Origin of the sequence: Pseudoalteromonas sp. SWYJZ12, assembly GCF_015864395.1 — a bacterium.
GTDB lineage: Bacteria > Pseudomonadota > Gammaproteobacteria > Enterobacterales > Alteromonadaceae > Pseudoalteromonas > Pseudoalteromonas arctica.
On record NZ_JADYXH010000054.1, the window covers coordinates 1 to 866 of the forward strand.

At 39.3% G+C, this 866-nt stretch carries 1 protein-coding gene; it reads left to right on the forward strand.

Annotation, left to right across the window (positions count from 1 at the left end; genetic code table 11):
• Window positions 1-806, forward strand: an 806-nt coding sequence (locus I6F42_RS19975; protein ID WP_197153195.1) for a transposase, incomplete at its 5' end; no start/stop codon positions are given.
• Between the last annotated feature and the right edge of the window lie 60 nt (window positions 807-866).

Below are 866 nucleotides of genomic sequence, written 5' to 3' on the forward strand. Positions count from 1 at the left end.
TATTTTGTATTGATGTATGTGCTTATGCCGTAATGAGTAATCACACCCATTTGGTACTATATGTAGATGATAAGAAAGTAAACAGGCTGAATGATAAAGCGATTGTTATTCGCTGGCATAAACTCTGTAAAGGCACATTGTTAACGCAAAAATATGTACAAGGTGAAAAGCTAAGTAAAGTTGAACTTATCTTTTTTAATCAAACAGTAAAGCAATACCGCGAACGCTTATCAAGTATCAGCTGGTTTATGCGGCTATTAAATGAAGACATTGCCCGCAGAGCAAATAAAGAAGATAACTGCACGGGTAGATTTTGGGAGGGTAGATTCAAATCGCAAGCATTACTAGATGAAGCAGCACTTGCAGCGTGTATGGCTTATGTCGATTTAAATCCCATTAGGGCTAAAATGGCTAACACACCAGAAGAGTCAGACCATACCAGTGTACAAAAGCGCTTAACATGCGCGACAGAAGGTAAACAGCCTAAACAGTTACTACGTTTTGCAGGTATGCCACGTCAGATTATGCCTAAAGGACTGCCGTTTGAGCTTAAATCGTACCTTGAACTTGTTGAGCTAACAGGGCGAATAATACGAGAGGATAAACGCGGGTATATTGATAACATGAACCTACCTTTGTTAGAAAGGCTTAATATCTCCCCAGAGAACTGGTTAAAACTGACTACGCAATTTACGCGCGTATTTCATGGTGCAGTAGGCAGGCCCACTTCACAAGCAAGTTACTGTGAAAACTTAAAGCGGAAACGGCGATCAAATATTAGCAACTGCGAAAAGCTACTCGCATAATACTTAAGCTACTCAGTAAAACCATTCAGTAAACATTATAACTGCAATTATGTAGTTATT